Source organism: Dolomitihabitans soli (assembly GCF_022213955.1).
In the GTDB taxonomy this organism is placed as follows: domain Bacteria; phylum Actinomycetota; class Actinomycetes; order Streptosporangiales; family Streptosporangiaceae; genus Streptosporangium_A; species Streptosporangium_A soli.
Map to the genome: position 1 here is coordinate 442,821 of NZ_JAKNTW010000006.1, position 25,356 is coordinate 468,176.

Below are 25,356 nucleotides of genomic sequence, written 5' to 3' on the forward strand. Positions count from 1 at the left end.
CCCCCGTCCGGGCGGGACCGGCGTCCGCCCGGGAGCGGCTCACGAACTACACCGCTCGGCGTAGCCCTGCCGTCACAGCGGCGGTTCCGCCCGAACGGGGGAGGCGGGCTGCTCGCCGTACGTCGGTCGGACGGGGGCGCCGGGGGAGGAGGCGGGCTCGGCGTCGGCCCACTCGACCCAGGTGCGGATGGCGGTGTCGTAGGCGGGGTCGAGGTAGTAGTCGCTGTGGCCGTACACCGGGGGAGGGTCGTCGGCCGGGTGGGGGGTCTCGGCCGGGTCGGGGAGGTACTCGTCGAGATCGCCGTCGAGGTCGGGGAGGTCGGGGTCGCGGAAGATGGGGCCGCCGATGGGGTCGGAGGGGCGGTAGAGGTTGTGCCAGCCGAGGGGTGCGCCCGGGGCGGGGTCCGCGCCGGTCAGCAGCGTCCTGAGGGTGGCGAAGGTGGGCGGGTCGAAGAAGGCGGGGAAGAAGCGCGCGTAGAGGCGGCACAGGGGGGAGCCGTGGGTGAGGAGCCGGGTGCGGGCCCTGGTGGCGGGGTCGAGTTGCAGGACGAGGGTGGCGGCGATGACGCTGCCCTGGCTGTGCCCGGAGACGACCACCCGGTCGGTCCCGTTCCCGGTCAGGTCCTCCACCCGCTGGACGAGCTCCGGGATCACCCGCTCGGTGTAGCAGGGGGGCGCGAGCGGGTGGGTGGCGCGCGGCCAGAAGGTGCTGATGTCCCAGAGCACGCCCACCGTACGGCGCAGGCCCGGGTTGCCGTACGCCTGCCAGCCCACGATGACCAGGGCGACCGCGAAGCACACCAGGATGATGATCCCGACGGCGATGACGGGCCCGCTGGGAGCGTCCTGCGGGCGCAGGGTGAGCAGGACGCCGCCGACGACGAGGCCGGCGGTGGCCACGCAGGCGATGACCGCGAGCCCCAGGGCGGCGCTGTCGGTGAGCCGCGCCGCCGCCCAGATGTCGCGGACCCGGGGGTCCCGGGTCGCGCCGCCGAGCGCACGGGCCAGCCGCCGCCACCGCAGCCACAGCCAGCAGGCCACGAGCACGGAGGCGAGCAGCGCGCCCAGCCCGGAGAGCGAGGACCACCAGTAGGAGGCGGGCAGGATGAGGCCGCCTTTCCCGGCGGGGCCGCCGGGAAAGGACGGGGTGCCCATGAGTTCGGCCACGGCGAAGGCCAGCCCGACCGAGAAGGCGGTGGCGATGGTCCAGGACAGCACGAGCGTCGCCGGCCCGCCCAGCCCGCGCAGGGCGGTGCCGTAGGCCAGCTCGGGCTCCGGCCTGGCCCGCGGTACGGCGAGCCCCACGGTGCACGCCGCGACTGCTGCCAGCAGGGCCACCTGGGCCCAGAACAGGCCCGTCAGCACCGGATGGAGGCCGGGCAGCGCGCCGCCGGACACGACGCTCACCACGGGGCCCACCGCGGGGCTCACCGCGGGGCCCTGCGTGACGGCGAGCCCGAAGGCCGTGCCGTACAGCAGGAGGGCGGCGAGGCGGAGGGCCGAGCAGCACACGGTGAAGGCGCGGGACCAGAGCGGTTCGGGGCCGGGGCCGTACCGGGCGGCGACCTTCGGCACCATCGCCAGGGCGATCACGACGGCGAGCAGGACGAGGGCCGCGATCCAGAGGGCGCGGAACGGCGGGGCGCCGGCGAACGGGGCCGTCAGGGCGAGGGCGATCAGGACGAAGCCGAAGGCCACGTGGAGCGAGCGGAGCCGCCCGACGGGGTCGGCGCCGTTCCACATCCGGCGCTGGGCGAGCGGGAGGCCGGCGGTCTCCTCGTCGGTCTTGTCCGCCTTCATGCTGCATCGGTCATGGCGGCGCCAGGTGAGCCGGGCGAGCCACCAGATCAGTGCCAGCGACAGCATCGGGAACAGCGAGGAGAGGCCGAGGCGGCGGGCGAGGTCGTCGCCGCCGGCGGTCGCGAGCCAGCGCAGCACGCTGCCGGCGGACTCCTCCCCGGCGGACTGCCAGCCGACGAGGTCCATCGACGCGCCGGTGACGGCGGTGATCAGGGTGCCGGTGAGGGACAGCGCGAACAGCCGGTGCGCCGTCTCCAGCGCGACCCGCAGCGGGGGAGTGCGCCGGCGGGCCCCGGCGGGCCGGGGCGACATGTAGAACGCGACGTTGGCCAGGGCGAACGGGAGCAGCAGCAGCCAGAAGGCCCGCGAAGGACGCCCTGAAGTGAGATCTCCCCATACATAAGCTTCCCGCCGCCAGGAGACCTTTTTATCCAGATAGGGCGAATAAAAGCCAACCTTGTCATGATTAGGCGTGATTGCGCGCACCTGATCGGGAAATAGTATGGATTGGGGTGAAGCGCCGGCGACCCCATGAATCCGCAGTTCGGTGAATTGCACGGCCATCGGCGGGCTCCATGGTCGGGGTTTCCACGGACATATCAGGTGAAATTGGAGTGGTGCCTCCATCACCATTCTAGGGAATCCATTCAGCCGAATCACCGTGGATGAAACTGCAAAATAAAAGGCCGCCGTCCCGCGATTCGCTCGCGATCCGGCGGCCTTCGACGCGCGCGGTCCTACTCGACGCGCTCCAGCGGCGTGGGCGTGCGGCCCGTCCAGCGGTGCAGCTGGGCGTGGCTGGTCTGCTTGGTCACGCCGTCCTCGACGATCTTGCCGTCCTTGGACACGTAGTAACGGCCGTCGTCGAGCGAGGCCAGGCCGTACTGGCCCGGGGCCTCCCAGCCCCAGACGTCGGACTCGGCGTGGTGCAGCCCCTTGCGCACGAGGGACAGGATCGCGCCTTGCTCCGGCTTCGGCTGCCCCGCGACCGGCCCCTGTACGGCCCGCTTGGAGCCGTCGATCACGAACAGCGAGTAGTTCGGGAACTCGGGCTTGAGACCCTTGTAGGCGGCCATCAGCCAGTTGCCGGTGTGCCCGTCGTAGTCGAGGTTCTGCACGCCGTACGTGGTGTTGCCGGTGCGGACGAAGTACTTGCCGTCGGCGCGGTCCGGGCCCTCGGTGTGCGGGGCCGACTGGGTGAGCGGGCGCTCGTAGTCGCGCCACCGCTTGATGTCGTACTGGAGGAGGACCTGGTTGTCGTTGTCCTTGCGCCCCACGTTGGAGTACACGCCGTAGGCGACGGTCAGCTTCTGCTCGCCGTTCCGCTTGCCGAACTCGGGGCCGAAGGAGACGCCGTCGATGCCGCTGCACCCGTAGCGGTGGTCCGCGGTGTTCCCGACGTTGCCGTCGAACTTCCCGTCGCCGTCCATGTCGGCGGTGTAGTCGTCGACGACGTCCTTCAGATAGACGGCGGTCACCACACCGGTGGACTCGGCGTCCATGCCCAGGCTGGTGATCCGGTCCACGTCGAAGATGGCGATGTAGAACGCCTTCGCGTCCTTGTACTCAAGGGAGCCGTAGACGCGGCCGTCCTTGCGGTTGAAGTCGAGATCGCCGAGATGGCCGGTGAATCCGGTGACGGAGCCCACCGGCTTGCCCGCCAGGTCGGTCTTGACAAGGAGGTTGGTGAAGGAGAAGTACATGAACCCCTTCTTCTGGTCGACCGCAATGCCCTGCACGTGGCCGGCGGCCCAGGCGCCGCCGTACACCTCCGAGGGCAGTTCAGGCGGCCGGACCGCCGCCTGAGCCGACGGCGCTACCAGCACCGATGCCATCAACGTCGTGAGCAATATGGGGAGGACCCGCATGTCGTACGCACACCTTCCAAAGGATCGGTAACGGTCACGAACTCTATGGCGACCGCAAGGATCCTTACAGACGTGTGATTGAACAGTCCATGGCCGACTGTCGAAGTCACGGGATCGTGACGCCGCCAGCCGGCCGTGGAGTGCGTGCCGAGCGCAGGTCAGCCGAGGTCGGCCCGGGTGCCGGCGGGAGTGGAGTTCCAGTCCCGGGAGTCGCGCCCGCGTTCCCTGGGCTTGGTGGTCTTCTTGGGGGCGCAGCCCGAGCCGCAGCCGCCGAACCGGGAGGAGTCGACCGACTTGAAGGAGCTGCGCTCGACGCCCTTCAGCGCGCCCAGCATGGTGTCCTTCCAGATCGGGCCGGGGATGGTGGCCCCGAAGACGGCTCCGTAGTATTGGCCGCCGATGGTGACGCCGTTGAGCTTGTGCTTCACCGAGCCGCGCGGGTCGCCGATGCTGACCGCCCCGGCCAGGTCCGGGGTGAAACCGGCGAACCACGCGGTGGACTGGGCGTCGGTGGTGCCGGTCTTGCCGGCGGCGTCGCGGCCGATGCCGCCCACGCCCCGCATGGTGCCCTTGGTGAACACGCCCGACAGGATTTCGGCGGCGGCGTCGCCGACCTCGGGGTCGAACACCTGCTTGCACTTGGGCTGGTACTTGGTGACCTCGCCGTCGCGGTCGGTGATCTGGCTGATGGCCATGGGGGCGCAGAACTTCCCGCGCGCGCCGATGGTCGCGTAGGCGTTGGCGACGGTCACCGGGTCCATCTCGTTGATGCCGAGCGTGAAGGTCTCGTACTCCTGCAAGGGCAGGCCGTCCGCCCGCTTGATCCCCAGCGACTTGGCGGTCTCGACCGTGTCGCACAGGCCGACGCGCTGTTCCAGCACCATGAAGAAGGTGTTGACCGACCCCCAGGTGCCCGTCTGGAGCGTCTTGAAGCCGCCGGAGCCCTCGTCGTTGGTCACGGTCCAGGTGGGGTCGCCGACGTTGTCGCCCTTGCAGTTCTTGAACGAGGAGTAGGCCGGTGCCCGGTAGCCCGCCCCGACGTTGAAGCCCTGGCCCATCTTCATGCCTTCTTTCAAGGCGGTGAGCAGGGTGAACGTCTTGAAGGTCGAGCCCGCCTGGAAGCCGGTGCCGCCGCCGTGCGCGACGTCCGCGACGACGTTGTAGGACATCTCGTTCTTCTTCTTGTCGTTGCCGTAGTTCCGGCTGGCGGCCATCGCCTTGATCCCGCCGGTGCCCGGTTCGACCAGCGCCTGCGAGGCGACCGGCTTGTCGGAGGCGTGCACCCGCCGCCTGATGGCCTTTTCGGCCGCCTCCTGCATGTCCGGGTCGATCGTGGTCTTGATCGTCAGACCGCCGCGGTTGAGGAACTGCAGGCGGTCCTTCGCGGTCTTGCCGAAGTCGGTGTTCTTGAGGATCTCGTTGCGCACGTACAGGCAGAAGTACGCGTAGCGGCTGTCCTCGCATCCGCCGGGCAGCGGGGTGCCCTTGTAGCCCAGCTTCTTCTTCTTGGCCTCGGCGGCCTCCTGCGGGGTGATCTTGTTCAGCTCGGCCATCCGGTTCAGCACCACGTTGCGCCGGTCCAGCAACCGCGCCCGCTGCTTGCGCCCCAGGTTGGGGTCGGTGCTGTTGGGGTCCTGCACCGCCGCCGCCAGCGTCGCCGCCTGCGCCAGATCCAGCTTCGCCGCCGGACGGCCGAAGAACCGCTTCGCCGCGGCCTCCACCCCGTTCGCGCCCGCCCCGAAATAGGCGATGTTCAGATACTTCTCAAGGATCTGATCCTTGGAGTACTTCTTCTCCACCGCCATCGCGTAACGCAACTCGTTGAGCTTGCGCGCGTAGGTGGCCTCCAGGGCCTTCGTCCTCTCCGCGTCGGTGGTCGCCGTGGTCAGCAGCACCTGCTTCACGTACTGCTGGGTGATGCTCGACCCGCCCTGGCTCACTCCGCCCGAGGACAGGTTCTTCGCCAGTGCCCGCACCGTGCCCTCGACGTCGATCGGGCCGTGCTGGTAGAACCGGTAGTCCTCGATCGAGATGATCGCCGTCTTCATCACCTCGGCCATCGCGCTGAGCGGCACCACCTCGCGGTACTCCTCATAGAACTGCGCGATCTGGTTGCCCTCGGTGTCCTGGACGATCGTCCGCTCGGCCAGCGGAGGCTCCTTGAGATCCTCCGGCTTGAGGTTCAACTCCTCCGACGCGGACACGATCCCGAGCCCCGTACCGCCCAGCAGGGGCAGCGCGAGCCCGGCGACCAACACCCCCGCGGCTACTCCCGCACCGACAAGACGTGTGACACTCGACCCAGCAGATGCCCGAGTCTTCCCCCGAACTGGCATGTGCACAAGATTATGGGATTTGAGTGACTCGTTTTGCCGTATTAGGGCAGTTTGGCGGGTGGGGTTTGACTCACTGCTTGCCTCGTCCGGCGACGATCAGCTTCCGGGCGACTCCAGAGCGCGCTCGAAGGCCGCGTAGACGTCCTGACGCAGCAGCACGAACCGTACGTCGGAGACCCGGGTCGGGGTGGCGCGCACGGTGCGGACGGCGATGCCGGCAGCCGAGTCGAGCGGCCAGCCGTAGATCCCCGCGGACACCGCCGGGAAGGCCACGCTGGTTGCGCCCAGCTCGTCGGCGACCCTGAGCGACTCCCGGTAGCAGGAGGCCAGCAGGTCGGCGCGATCCTCGGTGACGGAGTGGACGGGCCCGACCGTGTGGATGACCCACCGCGCCGGCAACTCGCCCGCCGTGGTCGCCACGGCCTGCCCGGTCGCCAGGCCCTTGCCGTAGTGGGAGGCGCGCAGCCTGCGGCAGTCGGCGAGGATCGCCGGGCCGCCGCGCCGGTGGATCGCCCCGTCGACTCCGCCGCCGCCCATCAGCGAGGAGTTGGCCGCGTTGACGACGGCGTCCACGTCCTGCTCGGTGATGTCGCCCCGGACCAGCGTGATCTCCATGGCCCCGAGTCTGCCGTACGGCGCGGCACCGGGCGAATACGCCAGGTTACCTATTCGCCACTGTACGTGATGATCGCTGGTGGATACTACAGAGAGTGACCGGGCGAGGTCGCCGCTTGATAAGGAGTGCCCCCCATGCAGATGGACGTACCGCCGGGCGGGACCGGCCGTTCCGGTTCCTCGCAGGCTGACGGGCGACGGCGATGACATCGGGTGAGGTGTGGTTCGCCGTCCTGCCGGACGGTGCGGCGGGTCTCGCCGCGGCGCGGGCGCTGAGCCCGCACGCGAGCCAGGCGATCCCGCACGCGTCGGGACGGCCGTGGTTGCTCGGCCGCTGGCCCCGCGAGCACGTGAAACTCGCCGTGGCGGGCGCGGTCCGGGTGGCGGTGATCGGCCGGTGCCCGGCCACCGCCACCGACCTGACGCCCCGGCTGCCCCCGCTGCGCGAGGTCGAGGACGTCGAACAGGTCGTCGCCGGCCTGCCGGGCTCCTTCCATCTGGTCGCCTCGGTCGGCGGCCGGGTGCGGGTGCGTGGCACCGCCTCCGCCGTGCGCCGCGTCTTCACCGCCCGCGTCGGCGACGCGACGGTGGCCGCGAACCGTTCCGACCTGCTGGCCGAGGCGATCGGTCCGCGTGTCGACGAGCGGGTCCTGGCCACCAGGCTGCTGCCGTCCGGCTCGGTCCACCCGCTGGCGGACGCCAGTGTGTGGGCCGGCGTCACCGGCGTGCCCCCTGATCACTGCCTCCTCATCGAGCCCGACGGCCGTTCCCGGACGCGCCGGTGGTGGACCGCCCCGGCCCCGGCCCTGCCCCTCGCGGAGGGCTCCACCGTGGTGCGACGAGCACTGACGGCCGCGATCGGCAGCTGCACCGCGGGCGGCGGCACGATCAGCGCCGACCTGTCGGGCGGCCTCGGCTCCACCAGTCTGTGCTTCCTGGCGGTCAACGGCCGGGCCCGCCTGGTCACCGCGCATGTCGAGGAGATGGACCCGCCCGGCGACGGCGGCGTCTGGGCGCGCCGCGCCGCCGCCGCGCTCCCGGCGGCCGAGCACCTGACGGCGACCGCCGGCCCGGTCACGCACTGGTCGGCCGGGGCCTCGCCGATCGAGGAGCCCGGCGACCGGATGTGCGAGAGGGTGATACCGGCCGGCCTGGCCGAGCGGATGATCGCGAAGGGCTCCCGGCTGCACCTGACGGGCCGCGGTGGTGACGAACTGTTCTCCCCGGTCCCCGGTTATCTGCACGACCTGGTCCGCAGCCGGCCGCTGACCGCGCTCCGCCACATCCACGCCCAGCACGTCAGGGAGCGCCGGCCGCTGTGGCCGCTGCTGCGCGACCTCTGCGAGCGCACCTCCTTCGAACGGTGGCTGGTCGCGACCGCCGGGGGCCTCGGCGCGAGTCCGGCCACCGCCGATCCCACGTCGACGGCCTGGGGGCCGGTGCTGTCGATGCCGCCCTGGGCCACTCCGGACGCGGTGCTCCTGGCCCGCGACCTGCTCGGCGAGATCGCCGGGGACGCCCCGCGGCCGTTGTCGCCGCGGCGGGGTCAGCACGCGGCGCTCCGGTCCGTGCGCACCGCCGGCGATCGGCTGCGCCGGCTCGACCAGGCCACCTCCCGCACCGGCCTGCCGCACGCCGCGCCGTACCTGGACGACGCGGTGATCGAGGCAGTCCTCTCGGTCCGGGTGCACGAGCGCGGGTCGTTGCCGGTGGCGGTGATGAAAGGGATCATGCCCGCTCCGCTGCCGGCGCGCCGTACCAAGGGCGTGGACGGCGCCGCGGTGCGCGAGTGCCACGGTGACCTGCTGGAGTTGTCCGACGGTTCGCTGCTGGCGGGCATGGGGCTGATCGACGCCGGGGCGCTGCGCGACTTCCTGCTCGGCCTGCCCGCCCAGGCCCGCGTACCGGCCTCGCTGGCGCGGACGCTGGCGTGTGAGATCTGGCTGCGGTCCCGGCAGGCCGCGACGGTCGAAGCGACGTCCGAATAGGACCGGACGACCATCCTGGCCCGGCCCATGAGCGTCGACGCAGCGGCCGGACCAGGTGAGCGGGTCGCCGTGGCCGGCTGGACGACCCGGTCTCACCCGGCCAGGAGCCGGTCCGCGTGCCGGTCGACGTGCGCGACGTCGGTGAGATAGAGGGTGTCGTGCCCGGCGGCGATGTGTCCGGCGAAGGCCGGATCGCCCGCGGCCGCCCGGTCGTGCATGTGGGTGACCAGGTCGTCGAGCCGGGTCCGCACCATGGCGGGAAGCGCCTCCCGGTCCGAGTCGTCCAGCCCGTAGCCGTCGCAGAACACGCGGAGCCTGCGCGCCTGCTCCGGCACCGGCGCCACGGCCTCGCCGTTCCCCACGGCCGTCAGCGGCACGAACCGGTAGGCCGCGTAGGCGACGTCCCACAGCCGTGGCCCCGGGTGCGCGGTGTCGAAGTCGATGAACGCGACCGGCCGCCCGTCGCGGAACACGCAGTTGTACGGCGCGACGTCGCCGTGGCAGATCACCTCGGCGGGCTCGCGGGCGGGGAAGTACCACGTGTGGTCGCCGGACGGCTCGAAGCCGGTGGTCGCGTCGTGGTAGTCCCGCAGCAGCCTCGCCACGCCCAGCAGGGTGGCGTCGGTCCAGGCGTAGGCAGGCAGCGGGTAGTGCGCGACCGCGCCCGGCAGGTGATCGAGGATCTCCCTGTTCCGCTCGTCGATGCCGTGTGCCCGGGGAGCGCCGCCGAACCCCGCCGCGTGCAGGTGATCCAGCAGCGCGTGGACCGCCGGCGTCCACGGGCCGGTGGGCCGGCGGACCGTCGTCCCGACCTTGACCACCTGGTTGACGCCGCCGCCGGTGAGCTTCTCCTCCAACGGATCGTCCGGAAACCCCTCCGCCGACGTGTTCAACAGCCTGTCCTCCCTTGCTGGCGTGGCCTTCCGAATCATAGGCGAGCCCGGTTCAGACCGTTCTGAGGTGTCTCGTCGTCAGCCGTTGACGCGGCTGTAGCACATATGTAACCTTTGGCCAACGCTATGCAAATTTCTTGCAAAGCCTTGTTCGCTTTCTTGCTCTCCTCCGCAACTTTCGGCCGAGACGCACGGTGTCCGTGCACCCCCCACCTTGGCCGCCGACCGGGCCGCCCGCTGCGGCCGGTGTCGCGGCCCCCTCGCCCCGTCCTGTCGTTCCAGACGAGAGATAGAGGAACGCAATGAGAAGGAAGCACGTCTTATCGCGGCTGTTCGCGGCGCTCGCCGCGACCGGCCTGCTCGTGTGCGGGCTGGTCGCCCCGGCCGCCGCCGCGGGCGGACCCAACCTGGCGGCCGGGAAGACGGCCGCGGTCAGCAGTTCCAACGGGATCCACACGGCCGGCTCGGTCAACGACGGTGACCAGTCCACCTACTGGGAGGGCACCGGCGGCGCCTTCCCGCAGTGGGCCCGGGTCGACCTGGGCGCGAGCACGAGCATCGACCAGGTCGTGCTGAAGCTCCCCGTCGGCTGGGAGGCCAGGACGCAGACGCTGGCCGTACAGGGCAGTGCCGACGGCACGAGTTTCAGCACGATCTCCGGGTCCACGGGACACGCCTTCGGGCCCGCCGCCGGCAACGTGGTGACGATCAACTTCCCCGCCACCACGACCCGATACGTCAGGGTGAACATCACGGCCAACACCGGCTGGGCCGCCGCGCAACTCTCCGAGCTGGAGATCTACGGCGCGACCGGCTCCTCGGGGAACCTGGCCAGGGGCAAGACGATGACGTCGAGCAGCACCGTGGCCCCCTACGGGCCGGGCAACGCGGGCGACGGCAACCAGGCGACCTACTGGGAGAGCAGCGGCAGCGCCTTCCCGCAGTGGATCCAGGTCGACCTCGGCGCGGCCGTCGGCATCAACAAGATCGTCATGAAGCTCCCCACCGGCTGGGAGAGCAGGACCCAGACCCTGAGCGTGCAGGGCAGCACGAACGGCACCGCCTTCAGCACGATCGTCGCCTCGGCCGGGCACAGCTTCAACCCCGCCACGGGCAACACGGCGACGATCAACTTCACCTCCACGACCACCAGGTACGTACGGCTGAACATCACGGCCAACACGGGCTGGGCCGCCGGCCAGCTCTCCGAGTTCGAGGTGTACGGCGCGGCCACCGGTGACACCGAGGCTCCGACGGCCCCCACGAGCCTGGCCTACACCCAGCCGGCGACCGGGCAGATCAGGCTGACCTGGAACGCGTCCACCGACAACGTGGGCGTGACCGGCTACGACATCTACGCCAACAACACCCTCCGCACCAGCGTCGCGGGCAACGTCCTGACATATACGGACAATCAGCCGGGCAGCGAGACGGTGTCCTACTACGTCAAGGCCAGAGACGCCGCGGGCAACCAGTCGCCGAACAGCAACACCGTGACCCGCAACGGGTCCTCGGGCGACACCCAGGCCCCCACGGCCCCCGCGAACCTGGCCTACACCCAGCCGGCGACCGGGCAGATCAGGCTGACCTGGAACGCGTCCACCGACAACGTGGCCGTGACCGGCTACGAGATCTTCGCCAACAACACGCTGCGCGGCACCGTCGCGGGCAACGTGCTCACGTACACGGACGACCAGCCCGTCAGCGCCACGGTGTCCTACCACGTCAAGGCCAGAGACGCGGCGGGCAACAGGTCCGGCGAGAGCAACACGGTCACCCGCAACGGCAGTGGGGGCGGCGGCTCGAACCTGGCTGTCGGCAAGCCGATCAGCGCCTCCTCCACGATCCACACCTTCGTGGCCGCCAACGCCAACGACAACAACGTGGCGACCTACTGGGAGGGCAACGCGGGCAGCTACCCCAACACGCTGACCGTGCAGCTGGGCGCCAACGCGAGCGTCAACTCGATCGTGCTCAAACTCAACCCCGACAGCATCTGGGGGACGCGTACCCAGACCATCCAGGTGCTCGGCCGCGAGCAGAGCGCGACCGCCTTCACCAACCTGTCCTCGGCCGCGGTCTACACGTTCAACCCCGCCACCGGTAACACCGTGACGATCCCGGTCACCGCCTCGGTCGCCGACGTCCAGCTCCGGATCACCACGAACTCCGGATCCTCCGGCGGGCAGGTGGCCGAGTTCCAGGTCATCGGCACGCCCGCGCCGAACCCGGACCTGACGATCACCGGGACGTCCTTCACCCCCGCCGCCCCGGTGGAGACCGATCCCATCACGTTGTCGGCCACGGTCAGGAACATCGGCACGGCGGCCTCGGGCGCGACGAACGTCAACTTCTACCTGGGCACCGCCAAGGCGGGCACCGCCTCGGTCGGCGCGCTGGCGGCCGGGGCGTCCGCGACCGTCACCGCCAACGTGGGCCCGCGCGACGCGGCGAGCTACCCGCTGAGCGCCAAGGTCGACGAGGACAACACCGTCATCGAGCAGAACGACACCAACAACTCCTTCACCAGCCCGGACCCGCTCGTGGTCAGGCCGGTCGCCAGCTCCGACCTGATCGCCTCGCCGGTCAACTGGACGCCGGGCAACCCGGGAGCGGGCAACGACGTGACCTTCTCGGTCGCGATCAAGAACCAGGGCACCGTGGCCTCGGCGAGCGGCGCCCACGGCATCACGCTGACCCTCACCAACACGGCCACCGGCGCCGTGGTCCGCACCCTGACCGGCTCCCACAGCGGCGCGATAGCCGCCGGGGCCACCGCGAACCCGGTCAACCTGGGCACCTGGCCGGCCGTCAACGGCAAGTACAGCGTCAAGGTCGTACTGGCCGACGACGCGAACGAGCTGCCGGTCAAGCGGGCGAACAACACCAGCACGCACCCGTTCTTCGTGGGCCGGGGCGCCAACATGCCCTACGACATGTACGAGGCCGAGGACGGCGTCATCGGCGGCGGCGCGGCCGTGGTCGGTCCGAACAGGACCATCGGCGACCCGGCGGGCGAGGCGTCCGGCCGCAAGGCGGTCACGCTGAACACGACGGGCAGCTACGTCGAGTTCACCACCAAGGCCACCACCAACACCCTGGTCACCAGGTTCTCCATCCCGGACGCCCCCGGCGGCGGCGGGATCGACTCCACCCTCAACGTCTACGTCGACGGCGTCTTCCACAAGGCCATCAACCTGACCTCCAAGTACGCCTGGCTGTACGGCGCCGAGGCCGGCCCCGGCAACTCACCCGGCTCGGGCCCCGCGCGGCACATCTACGACGAGGCCAACATCATGCTCGGGTCGACGGTCCCGGCCGGCAGCAAGATCAGGCTGCAGAAGGACCCCGCCAACTCGACGACCTACGCCATCGACTTCATCAACCTGGAGCAGGTCGCCCCCACCGCCAACCCCGACCCGGTCAGGTACACCGTCCCCACCGGCTTCACCCACCAGGACGTCCAGAACGCCCTGGACCGGGTCAGAATGGACACCACCGGCAACCTGGTCGGCGTCTACCTCCCGCCCGGCACCTACCAGACCGCGAGCAAGTTCCAGGTGTACGGCAAGGCCGTCAAGGTTCTTGGCGCCGGTCCCTGGTACACCCGCTTCCAGGCGCCGACGACCCAGGACAACACCGACGTCGGCTTCCGGGCCGATGGGACCGCGAAGGGCTCCTCGTTCGCCGGGTTCGCCTACTTCGGCAACTACACCTCCCGGATCGACGGGCCCGGCAAGGTCTTCGACTTCTCGAACGTCTCCGAGATCGTGATCGACAACATCTGGAACGAGCACATGGTGTGCCTCTACTGGGGCGCGAACACCGACAAGGTGACGATCAAGAACTCGCGGATCCGCAACATGTTCGCCGACGGCGTCAACATGACCAACGGCAGCACGGACAACCTGGTCACCAACAACGACGCCCGGGCGACCGGTGACGACAGCTTCGCCCTGTTCTCCGCCATCGACGCGGGCGGGGCCGACATGAGGGGCAACGTCTACGAGAACCTGACCTCCACCCTGACGTGGCGCGCGGCCGGGGTCGCGGTCTACGGCGGCTACGACAACGTGTTCAGGAACATCTACATCGCCGACACGCTGGTCTACTCCGGCATCACGATCAGCTCGCTCGACTTCGGCTACCCGATGAACGGCTTCGGCGCCGACCCGCCGACCAGGTTCGAGAACATCTCGATCGTCCGGGCCGGCGGTCACTTCTGGAACGGGCAGACCTTCCCCGGCATCTGGGTCTTCTCCGCCTCGAAGGTCTTCCAGGGCATCCGCGTGAGCGACGTGGACATCGTCGATCCGACCTACTCCGGCATCATGTTCCAGACGAACTACGTCGGGAACCAGCCGCAGAACCCGGTCAAGGACACGATCTTCTCGAACATCACCATCACCGGTGCCCAGAAGAGCGGTGACGCCTTCGACGCCAAGTCGGGCTTCGGCATCTGGGCGAACGAAATGCCCGAGCCCGACCAGGGTCCGGCGGTCGGTTCCGTCACCTTCAACAACCTGCGGATGAGTAACAACCACACGAACGTGAAGAACACCACCTCCACGTTCACCATCAACATCAATCCGTAACACCGCGCTCCGGAGTCCCGCCGGGAGCGTCCCGGCGGGACTTCCGCGTCCAGAGGCCGCTCGCGTCGCTGCGGGGGTGGTCCCGGTGCAAGGCCCGGGCCTGCGTCAGCCGGGCTGCGCGTCCCAGACGTAGATGCGGACCAGGCGGTCGCCGAACCAGGTCTCGGTGCGGTCGAGACGGAAACCGAGCCGCTCGGCGATCCGCCAGGAGGCCGTGTTGTCCTCCTGGACCATGCAGATCAGATGGGTGAGGCCGAGATCGTCACGGGCGTTCCTGAAGACCTCCGCGGCGGCCTCGCTCGCGTACCCCTGCCCCCAGTAGGCCGCTGCCATCCGCCAGCCGATCTCGATCTCGCCGCTCTCCCACACCTGCAGCCCGCAGTCGCCGATCACCCGATCGTCCTCGCGGTGCACGATGGTGTAGAAGACGAGGCCCTGCTCGCCCGTTCTGCTGATCCTGCGCTGGAGGCCTTCGCGGACCTTCGCCTCGTCGTAGACGTCTCCCGGACCGATGAACCGCATCGCCTCCGGATCGGTGAATATCGGCAGTAGTTCGGCGAAATCCTCGGCAACGGGCGGGCGTAGCAGGAGTCGCTTGGTGATCAGAGTGGGAGGCATCACGCCATTATGCCCATACGGTTCGCCGGAACCCTGGCTGTGTGCCTTAGCCGCAGTGATCGCGATCCGTGCTGTAGAGTGACGCATAGGTTGTAGTCGAAGTTCCTGTACGCGTAGCAGCGCCTGCGGAGTCATGACAGCGGGTGCTCGCCGCACGAAGCCAAGGCTTTCACCGGGCGATCGGTCGCAGCAACCTGAAGTACAGATCTGAAGATCGCCTTTCATGAGGAGTAAGAAAAGTAATGGCTCAGGGAATCGTGAAGTGGTTCAACGCCGACAAGGGTTTCGGCTTCATCACTCCTGACGACGGCACCGCCGATCTGTTCGTGCACTTCTCGGCTATCGACGCAAGCGGCTACCGGAGCCTGCAGGAGAACCAGCGGGTCGAGTTCACCGCCGGCCAGGGGGCCAAGGGGCCTCAGGCTGAGCAGGTTCGCCCGCTCTAGATTCACTTATACAGAGCGTCGCAAGACCCGGCGAGAGGCCCGCGCATCTCGGCCTGGCCTTCGCTCAACGAACGAGGTCCCGCGATTCCCTGGAGTCGCGGGCTCCCGTTCACCGATTGGAGGTCCGCATGGACCTGTCAACTCATTCGTATCCTGACTGGACGGTCTGCCGCGTCACCGGCGACGTTGACATATTCACCGGGAACGCCTTCCGCGAGCAGCTGCTCGCCGTCGTCGACCGGCCCGGATGCCGGATTCTCATCGACCTGTCGGGCGTGACCTTCATGGACGCCAACGGCCTGGGCATCCTGGTCTTCGCCAGGCGCGCGGCGATCAGCGGTGGCGGCACGCTTCGCCTGCTCGCACCGACCGTGGCCATGCGCCGCCTGCTGACCGCCAGCGGGCTGGCCGGCCTCTTCACGGTGAGCCTCGACCTCGCGGACGCGCGTCGGGCCGAGCCGTTCCACACCGACGAGCCACCGCCGAGGTCCTCGCGTCACCGCCTGACCCAGGTGTAGGAGACGCACCCCCCGGTTCGGGCCGCAGAAACGCGCCTGGAAACGCCTGAAGGGCGTCGAAGGTGCCGGCCCGAACCGCCGGGGAGTCGGTATGTCCAGCCGATTTCCGGAATCGGATTTCATGAAATTTCCGGACAAGATCTACAAATCAGCCCTGCTTCCCATACGATCTTGCTGTATCAAACAATCGGGGAGCAGGGAGCGGCGTGGAGGAGACCAAGGCGCCACCGGGAGTCGATCCGACCATTCCGAGCGTGGCCAGAATGTACGACTACTACCTCGGTGGCAAGGACAACTTCGCGGTCGATCGCGAAGCCGCGGAGAAGATCATTGAGATCCTCCCCAATGTGCGCGACATCGCCAGGGAGAACCGCGACTACCTGGTCCGAGTGGTGACCTACCTCAGCGACCAGGGCATCAGGCAGTTCCTCGACATCGGCGCCGGTCTGCCCACCCAGCGCAACGTGCACCAGGTCGCCCAGGACCTCGCGCCCGACTCCCGGGTCGTCTACGTCGACAACGATCCCATCGTGCTGGTGCACGCGCGGGCGATCCTCGCCGAGAACGCGGACGTGATCGCCGTCGGCGCGGACATGCGCCTGCCGAAGGAGCTTCTCGACCATCCGGAGATCCGGGCCCACCTCGACTTCTCTCGCCCCGTCGCGATCCTGATGCTCGGCGTGCTGCACTTCATCCCCGATGACGCCGAGGCCATGAGCATCGTCGAGGTGGTCAAGGCGAGCCTCGGACCGGGCAGCCACATGGTCGTCTCGCACGGCACCCTCGGCGAGTTGAGCGAGGAGCAGAAGCGTGAGGGGGCGCAGGTGATCAGCAGGACGTCGGCCCCGGGCGCCACCTCGCGCTCCCCGGCCCAGGTGCTCGCCTTCTTCGACGGACTCACTCTGGTCGAGCCCGGCGTGGTGGCGTTGCAGGACTGGCACCCCGAGGTGACGCTCTCCGTCGTCGCCCCCGGCCAGGCCGGGGCACTGGGCGGTGTCGGCCGGGTGGACTGAACGCCCGCGCGGACCGCCAACGGCCAGGTTGGGCCGTGATGGAAGCTCGCCGGCCGGTTGAGCCGGGCCGGCCGCAGGGCGGCCGGGTCACCGTGATGGCGGTTCCCCGGAAGGTGAGCGGCCGTGGCGCAGACTCGATCGCCGGGGCGGGCGGGCCGCTCAGCCGCCGAACAGCTGGGTGAGTTTCTGCAGCAGTTCGTAGAGGCCGTAGGCGAAGGGGAGACCGACCCACAGCCAGGCCAGCGTCATCAGGGCGGTGCGCCGGGTCACGACCGGCCTCCTCGGGTGGCCACCGGGGTGCGGTCCCCGGCCGGCGGTTCGTGGTACCGGGCGTCGACCGGGCGGATCAGCTCGTTGGCGAGGAAGCCCACCACCAGCAGCCCGATCATGACGTAGAGGGACGAGGTGTAGAGCGCCGGCCCGGTCCTGCCCGCGCTCTCCTGCGCGTCGGCGACGGCGTTGACGATCAGCGGTCCCAGGATGCCTGCCGTCGACCAGGCGGTCAGCAGCCTGCCGTGGATGGCTCCCACCTGGTAGGTGCCGAACAGGTCCTTGAGGTAGGCGGGGACGGTGGCGAACCCGCCGCCGTAGAAGGACAGGATGCCGAGCGCGCAGACGATGAACAGCGGCTTGGAGGTGTTCCCGGCCAGCGCGATGGTGAGGTAGAGCAGCGCCCCCGCGCCGAGGTAGACGCGGTAGACGTTCTTCCGGCCGATCACGTCGGACGTCGAGGACCAGACGAACCGCCCCGCCATGTTGGCCAGCGACAGCAAGGCGACGAAGCCCGCCGCCGCTCCCACCGCGACCGGCGTCGCCGTACCCGAGAAGTAGTCGCGGATCATCGGGGCGGCCTTCTCCAGGATGCCGATGCCCGCCGTGACGTTCAGGCACAGAATGATCCACAGGCACCAGAACTGCGGGGTGCGGATCGCGTTGCGTGCCGAGACGTCGGCCGTGGTGACCAGCCGCCTCGCGGCCGATACGGCGGGCTCCCAGCCCGGCGGCCGCCAGCCCTCCGGCGGAACCCGGACGAGGAACACCCCCACCGACATGAAGACCGCGTAGACGAGGCCGTGCACCAGGAACGTCTTGGCTATCCCGGCCGTGTCGGTGCCGAAGGCCGCGAGCATCCCCGCCGACCAGGGGGAGGCGATGAGAGCGCCGCCGCCGAAACCCATGATCGCGATCCCGGTGGCCATTCCCGGCCGGTCGGGGAACCACTTGATCAGGGTGGAGACGGGGGAGATGTAGCCGATGCCGAGCCCGATCCCGCCGACCAGGCCGTAGCCGAGGACCACCAGCCAGTACTGCCCGGTGGCGACGCCGAGCGCGGAGAGCAGGAAGCCGGAGGAGAAGCAGGTCATCGACACGAACATCGCCCAGCGCGGCCCGTTGCGCTCGACCAGGGTCCCGCCGAAGGCGGCGGACAGGCCGAGCATCACGATGCCCAGCTGGAACGGCAGGGCACTCGCGGTGCCGGAGAGACCCAGCGCGCCTTCCAACGGTGGTTTGAACACGCTCCAGGCGTAGGCCTGGCCGATCGCCAGATGGACCGAGAGGGCCGCGGGCGGCACCAGCCAGCGGCTCCATGACGGCGAGGCCACAATGCGTGAACGGTCGAGGAAACTCGGACTGTGAGACGCGTCACCCGGCATTCGCATACAGTATTCCGGATCTCGTATGCCGTCGAGAGCCGGTTGACGAATGGTCAAGATTGTGCGGAAACCTACTTTCGCCGTGGGCGGTTTTAAACCGGAGAACTCACTCCGGCGAGCCGGGCGTGACGGCGGGCGGGCCGGCGGGCCCGAGTGCCGTGGGCCCGCGGGCCGTCACCGGCTGCGGCGAGTGGCTCGGGGGTGGCTTGCCGTACGGCGTCGTGGTCTGGCTTGGCGTACGACGTGGTGGTCTGGCTTGGCGTATGGCGTCGTGGTCTGGCTTGGCGTATGGCGTCGTGATGCTGCCTCGCTCGTCGTACACGTCAGTGGTGTTCCTCTAGTCGACGGGTAGTCGTCGCGCCGCCACGCCCGCCCAGCCGAGGCCCAGTGCGGCGATCCAGAGCACGCCGCCCGCGCCCAGACCGGCGGCCATCAGGCCGGCGGCGCTCGGGATGAGCACCTGACCGGTGCGGTTGCCCAGCAGCCGGAGCGACATGGCCCGCCCGCGAAGCCCCGGCGGCGCCGACTCGGCGAGCCAGGACATCGTCAGCGGCTGCCCCACGCCCAGCCCGAACCCGGTGACGAGCAGCGCCAGCGCGAGCAGCCAGAGTGGCACGGGAAGCGGGATGGCCGCCAGCGCGAGCGCGGCGGCGATCGTGCTGGCGACCAGCAGCCTGCGGCGGCCGAGCAACTGCGACAGCCGCCCGAGGAACAGCCGCGACCCCATCGAGGCCACCCCGCGTACGGCCAGCAGCATCCCGACGGTGCCCGAGGCGAGCCCCAGTTCGGCTCCGAGGGCGGGCAGGTAGACCAGCGTGATGTCGACGACGGCGAGGATCACGCAACTGGTGAGCAGCGCGTGCGGCAGACCGGGCAGCCGCATCAGCGACCGCAGTCCGCCGGCGGCGCTCTCCGCCGGGTGCGCCGCCCCCCGCCGGCCCGCCATGAACGCCGACAGAACGATCAGGACGATGGAGATGCCGCAGGTCCACGCGAAGATGCTCTGTGTGTCGGGGATCGCCCTCCCGCCGCCGAAGACCACGATCAGGCCGGGGCCGGCGACCTGGCCGAGCGAGGCGGCGAAGGTGTAGTGGCCGAACGCGGTGTCGAAGCGGCCCGGCGCGGTGGTGTTGGCCACCAGCGCCTGTTGCCCCACGACACAGCACAGGTGCCCGATGCCGAGCAGCACGCTGGCGGCGAGCAACCCCGCGATGCTCCCTCCGGCCAGCAGGAAGGCGACGCTGGACAGCGTCAGCAGCACGGCGCCGCTCAACGCCACCCGCCGCTCACCCAGCCGGTCCACCGCCTGCCCGGCCGGTACGGCCAGCAGCAGCGGCGCCACCGCGAAGCTCGCGCCCAGCACGCCGAGCCACGCCGGTGGGACGTCGAGCTCCAGCGCCCGGTACGACATGGTGGGCCGGAGCACGAACGTGAGCACCTGTGTGATCGCGGCGTGGGCCAGCAGGACGGCGACGCGACCGGCCTTCACGCGACTCCCTTGGCCACGGCGCTCATCCGGCCGCGTCGGGCGGGATGATGCCCTCGGTCACTTGACGGACTCGCCCGATCGTACCCACCGATATAACGTACACCCCCTGCTATATCGCATGTTGCACTTGGATATGCCTATGTCGATGGGGGTGGCGAGGATGGAGGCTATAACCATGGGGCCGCCGCAGCGGCCTGGCTCGCCCATCCATTCGGGCGGGATGATCAGTTGGCCCCGCAGAGCAGCAGGGCGCTGGTGGCCAGGGCGTCGCTGGCCTGCTGGGGTGTCATCCGTCCTGCTCGTACTTCGTCTCCGGCGGCGTGGCCGAGGGTGGCGACGGCGGTGACGAGCCAGGGCGTGGGAAGGCTGGAGGCGAATTCGCCGGACTGCCTGCCGCGGCTGAGAATCCGTTCGAGGTGGTCGAAGACCGGCTCGTGCCGCTCGGCGTCGGCGGCGTCGGGGGTAGCGGGGGTGGAGACGGTCAGGAGGAGCGGATAGCGCTGAAGGGTGCGCCAGCTGATGTCGAGCAGGCGCAGGAGCGCGTCCACGGCGGGTTCGCGGTCCAGCTGAGCTGCGTCCATCTGGGCCGCTGCCTCCGCGGTGATGTCGTCGAGCACCGCGCTGATGAGCGCCTCCCTGGTTTTGAAGTGGGCGTAGACGGTCTGGCGGCTCACTCCGGCTGCGGCGGCGATCTCTTCGACGCTCGCGTGCGGCTGCTCGGCGAGTACCTCTTTGGTCGCCCTGAGGATCTCGCTGGCGCTGCGGTCGGCGTCGGCGCGGCGGCGTCGGCGTCTGGCGGGTGCTATCTCAGACATGTTGTCAATCTTAGCCACCTTCACTATGTTTGACGCCATGTCAGACTTAATGAAGAGGCGTGACGCGCTGAAGGCAGGAGCGCTCATGGTGATGGCCGGGACCACAGCGGGCACGGGTCAAGCCGCATCCGCATCCGCATCCGCATCGGCGTCGGAGGCGGCATCTGAGGCGCGCTGGATCGCGCTCACTGGAGTGACCGTTGTCGACGTCACCGGAGGCCCGCCCCGGCGCAACAGAACCGTGCTCATCCGTGGACAGCAGATCGTCTCGGTGGGACCGCGCCCCGAAATTCCAGAGGGCACGCAGATCATCGACCTGCCCGGCAAGTTCGTCATTCCGGGCTTGTGCGACGCACACGTGCACAGCATCCCCGACCAGCGCATCTCCCCGCCGCTGTACCTCGTCAACGGCGTCACCACCGTCCGCGAAATGTCCGGCACCCCACTGCTGCACGAGTGGCGCGAGCGGATCGACCGGGGCGATCTGCTCGGGCCGCGCTCGGTCATCGGCAGCCGGATCATCGATGGTGCGCCGACCATCGGCGACCCGTCGGCGTTCGTCGAGGTCGCGACCGAGGCCCAAGCCCGCGAAGCGGTCCGCCAGGCGAAGCGGGAGGGCGCGGACTTCGTCAAGGTGTACTCCAGGCTCTCCCCCGAGCTGTACCGCGTGGTAGCCGAGGAGGCGCGCCGGCACCGGCTGCCGATGGCCGGGCACTGCCCCGACGGGGTCGCGTTGACCACGGCCAGCAGCCTCGGCCAGCGGAGCATCGAGCATCTCTACTCCACCTGGTACGCCACTTCCACGCGGGAGCGGAAGCTGCGCTCCCAGATCGCCGGCCTGGAGTTCGCGCGCAGCGACTACGTCAGCTGGATGCAGGAGATCCACCGGCTCGAGTGGGAGGCGGTCGCCGGCTACAGCACCGGTAAGGCGGCGTCGGTCTTCGCCACGCTGGCGCGCAACCGGACCAGGGTCGTGCCGACTTTGACGGCTTACCAGGTGCTGGACCGGCCCGAGGAGGTGCTGGACGACGGGCGGCTCAAGTATGTGCCTGCCGAGCTGGCCGACGGCTGGCGCTGGGCGCTGGACAACATCATCAAGGCGAACCGCACGCCGGAGGTCGCCGCGCAGCGATATGCACTGTTCGAGCGCCGCAAGGCCTTCGTGAACGAGATGGAGAGGGCCGGGGTGCCGGTGGTCGCGGGAACGGACGGCGGCGACGTGCCGTTCGTCGTGCCCGGATTCAGTCTGCACGACGAACTGGTCAACTTGGTGCGCTCAGGTCTGTCGCCGCTGCGCGCGCTGCGTGCCGCGACCCTGGAACCGGCGCGGCTGCTCGGGCTGGACGACTCGATCGGCACGGTCGCGCCCGGCAAGGCCGCCGATCTGGTGGTTTTGGACGCCGATCCGCTGGCTGACATCCGCCACACCACCCGCATCCACACCGTGGTGGCCCGCGGCCGCGTCATCTCCACAGACCAGCGGGCGCGGATGCTCGCCGCGATCGAGAGCGCTGCGGCCGCATGAGAGCCTCGGACAGGGCGATCCGTCTCGTCACCGCACTGGCCCTGCTGTCGACCGGCCTGCTCGCGGGTGCCTTCGGCTACGGCGCCGTCAACGTCGCGACCACGTTCAACGCGGTGCCGCTCGACGTGCGGCTGACCTTCCATTCCGCTCTGATGCGGATGAACGGCCCCGTCATGCAGACCATCATGGCGCTGGCCGCGCTGAGCTCGCTGGCCCTGGCCCTGCTCACGCGGCGTTACCTGGCCGGAGTGGCGAGTGTGCTGGCCGTGCTCTCGTTCCTGATCACCCGGTTCGGCAACGTGCCGATCAACGGACAGATAAAGGTGTGGGCCGTCGGCACCGCCCCGGCTGACCATGCCGAGATCCTGCAGCGGTGGGAGACGTTCAACGTCGTCCGCACGCTTACGGCCTTCGTCGCCTTCGTTTTGATCATCACCCTCACCGTTCGACCTCAGCGAGGAGATCACTAGTGCGCTTCATCAGGATCCTCGTGGCGCTGGTCCTCGCCACGACACTGGCCGCCCAGCAGCCCGCCTCGGCGGAGTCGGGGCGCGGCTGGAAAGCCGCCTGGGCAGCCGCCCCCCAGCGCCCGGGCGCCAACTTCACCCCCAACTGGTCCGAGCAGGGCTTCGCGGGCCAGACCCTCCGGCAGGTGGCGCGGACCACCGTTGGCGGCGCTGCCGTCCGGATCCGGCTGACCAACGTGTACGGCACCGCTCCGCTGTCGGTCAGCGCCGCCACCGTGGCCCGCAGCTTCGCCGGTGCCGCCGTGAAGAAGGGATCGCTGCGGCGCCTGACGTACCGGCGCGCGGCGCAGTTCACCATCCCGGCCGGCGCGGAGCTGGTCAGCGACCCGGTGGCGTTGCCGGTCTCGGCACTGGAACGACTCACGGTCACGTTGCACTTCGCTAAGCCGACGGGACCGGCGACGTACCACGCTCAGGCGATGGCCGCGAGCTTCCGCGCTGAGGGCAACCACGTGGCCGACCAGGGCTCGTCGGCTTTCACCGAATCCAGCGTGTCCTGGTACTACCTGTCCGGCGTCGACGTCCTGGGCGCCGCACGCGGCCGCGACGGCGTGGCGCTGTTCGGAGACTCGCTCACCGACGGTTACGGCTCCACCCCCGGCGTCGACAACCGCTACCCCGACGAGCTGGCCGAACGGCTGGTGGCCGCCCGCCGGCCGCGCGCCGTACTCAACCAGGGCATCAGCGGCAACCGGCTGACCGTCGACTCCGCCTGGCTCGGCGACAGGGCCACCGCCCGGTTCGATCGTGACATCCTCGGCAGTCCCGGCGTGAGCACGCTAATCGTCCTCCTGGGCGTCAACGACATCGGCATGAGCGTGGCGCGTCAGCCCATGGCCGCACCGTATACCGAAGTCTCGGCGGCCGAGATGATCGCCGCGCACCGCGAGGTGATCCGCCGGGCCCATGCCAAGGGCCTGCGTGTCATCGGCGGGACGATCCCGCCCATGAAGGGCTCGCGGTACTACACGCCGCTCAGCGAGGCCAAGCGCGAGGAGGTCAACGCGTGGATCCGCACAAACGGCGAGTACGACGCGGTGGCCGACTTCGACCGTGCGCTGGCCTCGCCCGCTGATGAGGATCAGCTCGACCCCGCCTTCGACAGCGGCGACCATCTGCACCCCAGCGATGCGGGGTACCGTGCGATGGCCGATGCCGTGGATCTCGCAGATCTGGGATGAGCCGTCATCCCGCGGGCCCGCGGGTTCTTCGACTGCTCTCGTACGGCCCGCCGCGGCCGCGCACCCCGGCGAGGTCCTGACAGCGTCGGAACTGTCGCGCGGTGGCCGAACTCCTGACCGCGCGCGATGCGCTGGACACTCTCGTCGAGGCCACAGCGCCGCTCGAGCCCGCCGATCCGGCAGCATGCCAAGCCTTGGCGACTCCCCTTCGCAAGCCTGCCTGACCTGTGGCGGAGGCTTATCGTTTAATTCCGGCCGGATAGTCCCAAGACCACAGACTCACCGATGAGGACCGTCAGCACATCGCTGCGGGGCTGGCCGAGGGGCTCGGGTTCACCGAGATCGGCCGGCGTCTCGGGCGGCCCGGCTCGACCATCATGCGGGAGGTCGCCCGCAACGGCGGACCCGACGATTGCCGGGCGCAGCGGGCGCGGGAGGCCACCAAGCAGCGTGCACGCCGGCACCGGCAGGCCCAGTCTCCGGCGCCCGCACCAGGAGCGACCGAGACTTGAAGGCGGTTTTCGGTCCGAACTTCCCCGACCCCCGTTCAGTCGGGGAGCTGCGGGACCAGCCCGGCGAGCCGGGGTAGGACGGTGTCGCGCCAGCCGGGGCCCATCCGGGCGAAGGCGTCCCGGCCCCGGTGGTCGTCGAGGTCGAAGCCGGAGTGGTCGAGGAACAGCCGGGTGCCGCCGCCTTCGGGCACCAGGCGCCAGGTCAGCTTCCAGTTCTCGTTGAAGGTGTAGACGAAGCGGCGCTCCGGCTCGACCTCGGTGACCTCGCACCCAATCGACCCCCAGCCGGGCATCTCCAGGTGGAAGCGGTGCCCGAGGGTGGCGGCGATGTCGCCGGGCGCCCACCAGCGGGCGTGCAGTTCGGGGGTGGTCAGCGCGCGCCAGACCTTCGCCGGGGGCGCGGCGATGAACTGGTCGACGGAGATCGTGGCGGTTTCGGTGTCGTGCACGGGGTCCTCCTCGATGAGGTCGGTAAGAATCCGCAGGCGGTCGCGCCAGAAGCGCTCGAAGGGATGGAGCCAGTCGCCGACGTCGGCGAGCGGCTCGGGCGTCAGGTGGTAGTAGCGCTCGCGGCCGATGGGTTCGTCACGGACGAGCCCGTTACGGCGCAGCACCTGGAGATGTTCGGCGACGGCCGGACGACTCAGCTCGAACTTGCCCGCCAGACCGCCCGCGGTCTGCGGGCCGTCCGCCAGGAGTTCGAGTAACCGGCGGCGCACCGGGTTCGCCAGGGCGAGGAACACGTCATCGTTCGGCACGAGCAGACGTTACGTCGGAAGAATCCGACATGTCAATATCTTCCGACGCGTTCGCCGGGCCGGGCCCGCCGGCCTTCGGGGAGGATCGGACCGATTCGCAGGCCTACCTGGCAGTAGTGCCGTGGGACCGCCTGGGCGCGCCAAGCCGGCGATTCTTTCGGGCCCGTCGAATTGTTAGGACAATGGTTTGCGTGGTGTTTGAGC

19 protein-coding genes and 1 pseudogene are annotated in these 25,356 nt (G+C 69.7%); 9 read left to right on the forward strand and 11 right to left on the reverse strand.

Features of this window, described 5'->3' with window-relative positions; translation table 11 throughout:
* Window positions 1-72 precede the first annotated feature (72 nt).
* From MBA17_RS15410 to MBA17_RS15425, 4 genes are all read right to left on the reverse strand, one after another.
* On the reverse strand, window positions 73-2,286 hold the full coding sequence (locus MBA17_RS15410) for a hypothetical protein (protein ID WP_238497131.1): 2,214 nt from the start codon (window positions 2,284-2,286) through the stop codon (window positions 73-75).
* A 251-nt stretch (window positions 2,287-2,537) separates the two neighbouring features.
* Window positions 2,538-3,668 (reverse strand): hypothetical protein, encoded by a 1,131-nt coding sequence (locus tag MBA17_RS15415; protein WP_238497132.1) that lies wholly within the window; start codon window positions 3,666-3,668, stop codon window positions 2,538-2,540.
* Window positions 3,669-3,826: 158 nt separating this feature from the next.
* Complete coding sequence (locus MBA17_RS15420; RefSeq protein WP_238497133.1) at window positions 3,827-5,926, reverse strand: transglycosylase domain-containing protein; 2,100 nt, start codon at window positions 5,924-5,926, stop codon at window positions 3,827-3,829.
* 174 nt (window positions 5,927-6,100) lie between these two features.
* Complete coding sequence (locus MBA17_RS15425) at window positions 6,101-6,619, reverse strand: O-acetyl-ADP-ribose deacetylase (RefSeq protein ID WP_238497134.1); 519 nt, start codon at window positions 6,617-6,619, stop codon at window positions 6,101-6,103.
* 203 nt (window positions 6,620-6,822) lie between these two features.
* Here MBA17_RS15425 and MBA17_RS15430 point away from each other — a divergent pair, with 203 nt between their 5' ends.
* Window positions 6,823-8,607, forward strand: coding sequence for an asparagine synthase-related protein (locus tag MBA17_RS15430; protein ID WP_238497135.1), 1,785 nt, complete (start codon window positions 6,823-6,825; stop codon window positions 8,605-8,607).
* Between the two features lie 92 nt (window positions 8,608-8,699).
* Here MBA17_RS15430 and MBA17_RS15435 read toward each other — a convergent pair whose 3' ends face one another.
* Window positions 8,700-9,500 carry a phosphotransferase enzyme family protein gene (locus MBA17_RS15435; RefSeq protein ID WP_238497136.1) on the reverse strand — a complete coding sequence of 267 codons (801 nt, stop codon included), beginning with the start codon at window positions 9,498-9,500 and terminating at the stop codon, window positions 8,700-8,702.
* Between the two features lie 302 nt (window positions 9,501-9,802).
* Between MBA17_RS15435 and MBA17_RS15440 the strand changes: the two genes are divergently transcribed.
* Window positions 9,803-14,095: a discoidin domain-containing protein gene (locus MBA17_RS15440; protein ID WP_238497137.1), complete on the forward strand. Its 4,293-nt coding sequence runs from the start codon at window positions 9,803-9,805 to the stop codon at window positions 14,093-14,095.
* Between the two features lie 105 nt (window positions 14,096-14,200).
* Here the strand turns inward: MBA17_RS15440 and MBA17_RS15445 are convergent, their stop codons facing one another.
* Complete coding sequence (locus MBA17_RS15445) at window positions 14,201-14,713, reverse strand: GNAT family N-acetyltransferase (protein WP_238497138.1); 513 nt, start codon at window positions 14,711-14,713, stop codon at window positions 14,201-14,203.
* A gap of 242 nt (window positions 14,714-14,955) precedes the next feature.
* Here MBA17_RS15445 and MBA17_RS15450 point away from each other — a divergent pair, with 242 nt between their 5' ends.
* From MBA17_RS15450 to MBA17_RS15460, 3 genes are all read left to right on the forward strand, one after another.
* On the forward strand, window positions 14,956-15,159 hold the full coding sequence (locus MBA17_RS15450; RefSeq protein WP_238497139.1) for a cold-shock protein: 204 nt from the start codon (window positions 14,956-14,958) through the stop codon (window positions 15,157-15,159).
* Window positions 15,160-15,287: 128 nt separating this feature from the next.
* Window positions 15,288-15,677 (forward strand): STAS domain-containing protein, encoded by a 390-nt coding sequence (locus MBA17_RS15455; protein WP_238497140.1) that lies wholly within the window; start codon window positions 15,288-15,290, stop codon window positions 15,675-15,677.
* 206 nt (window positions 15,678-15,883) lie between these two features.
* On the forward strand, window positions 15,884-16,690 hold the full coding sequence (locus MBA17_RS15460; protein ID WP_238497141.1) for an SAM-dependent methyltransferase: 807 nt from the start codon (window positions 15,884-15,886) through the stop codon (window positions 16,688-16,690).
* Window positions 16,691-16,849: 159 nt separating this feature from the next.
* Here the strand turns inward: MBA17_RS15460 and MBA17_RS50420 are convergent, their stop codons facing one another.
* The 4 genes from MBA17_RS50420 to MBA17_RS15475 form a co-directional block, all read right to left on the reverse strand.
* The gene (locus tag MBA17_RS50420; protein WP_455432768.1) at window positions 16,850-16,960 is read right to left on the reverse strand and encodes an MFS transporter small subunit; all 111 of its coding nucleotides are present in this window, start codon (window positions 16,958-16,960) and stop codon (window positions 16,850-16,852) included.
* Entirely contained in the window at window positions 16,957-18,264 is a 1,308-nt protein-coding gene (locus MBA17_RS15465; RefSeq protein WP_455432769.1) for an OFA family MFS transporter, read from the reverse strand. Before MBA17_RS15465 ends, MBA17_RS50420 begins: the two co-directional genes overlap by 4 nt.
* Before the next feature lie 418 nt (window positions 18,265-18,682).
* Entirely contained in the window at window positions 18,683-19,834 is a 1,152-nt protein-coding gene (locus MBA17_RS15470; RefSeq protein ID WP_238497143.1) for an MFS transporter, read from the reverse strand.
* Between the two features lie 224 nt (window positions 19,835-20,058).
* A complete protein-coding gene (locus MBA17_RS15475) occupies window positions 20,059-20,649 on the reverse strand; it encodes a TetR/AcrR family transcriptional regulator (protein WP_238497144.1) in 591 nt (196 codons plus the stop codon).
* A 193-nt stretch (window positions 20,650-20,842) separates the two neighbouring features.
* Between MBA17_RS15475 and MBA17_RS15480 the strand changes: the two genes are divergently transcribed.
* The 4 genes and pseudogenes from MBA17_RS15480 to MBA17_RS15495 all read left to right on the forward strand — a co-directional run.
* On the forward strand, window positions 20,843-22,174 hold the full coding sequence (locus tag MBA17_RS15480; protein ID WP_238497145.1) for an amidohydrolase family protein: 1,332 nt from the start codon (window positions 20,843-20,845) through the stop codon (window positions 22,172-22,174).
* A complete protein-coding gene (locus MBA17_RS15485; protein WP_238497146.1) occupies window positions 22,171-22,644 on the forward strand; it encodes an anthrone oxygenase family protein in 474 nt (157 codons plus the stop codon). Before MBA17_RS15480 ends, MBA17_RS15485 begins: the two co-directional genes overlap by 4 nt.
* On the forward strand, window positions 22,644-23,882 hold the full coding sequence (locus tag MBA17_RS15490; protein ID WP_238497147.1) for an SGNH/GDSL hydrolase family protein: 1,239 nt from the start codon (window positions 22,644-22,646) through the stop codon (window positions 23,880-23,882). The genes MBA17_RS15485 and MBA17_RS15490 overlap by 1 nt, the downstream gene beginning before the upstream one ends.
* A 284-nt stretch (window positions 23,883-24,166) precedes the next feature.
* Window positions 24,167-24,394, forward strand: a pseudogene (locus tag MBA17_RS15495) (helix-turn-helix domain-containing protein); the annotation flags it as partial.
* A gap of 35 nt (window positions 24,395-24,429) precedes the next feature.
* Here the strand turns inward: MBA17_RS15495 and MBA17_RS15500 are convergent.
* Entirely contained in the window at window positions 24,430-25,152 is a 723-nt protein-coding gene (locus tag MBA17_RS15500; RefSeq protein ID WP_238497148.1) for a metalloregulator ArsR/SmtB family transcription factor, read from the reverse strand.
* Window positions 25,153-25,356 lie beyond the last annotated feature (204 nt).